This window comes from Bacillus sp. SIMBA_005, from assembly GCF_046535585.1.
GTDB classification, from domain to species: Bacteria; Bacillota; Bacilli; order Bacillales; family Bacillaceae; genus Bacillus; species Bacillus pumilus.
The window spans coordinates 1-262 of the sequence record NZ_JAWRWI010000601.1; the positions used below are offsets into that span (position 1 = coordinate 1).

The 262-nt window shown below is 74.4% G+C and carries 1 pseudogene; it reads right to left on the bottom strand.

Annotated features, from left to right (window positions below):
* A pseudogene (locus SB660_RS21480) lies at positions 1 to 262 on the bottom strand (hypothetical protein); the annotation flags it as partial.

Consider the following 262-nt stretch of genomic DNA (forward strand, 5'->3'; position numbering starts at 1 on the left):
GCGGCATCCGACAGCACGCTGCGCAGGTGTTCGAAGCGGTGCCGGCGGCGATGCAGCAGCTGGCGGATGCGCTGGTCGCGCTCGCCCGCCGAATCGGGCCGCGCCTCGCCGCCCAGCGCACGCTGGGCGACGCCGTCGTCGCCGCCCAGTCCCTGCAACAGACCGCCGAAGCGCTCGCTGCGCGCCTGCCGGTGCAGCAGGCCTTCGGTCCACGCCGACATCATTTCCGGCAACGCCATCAGGCGCGCGGTGTGGCCGGACG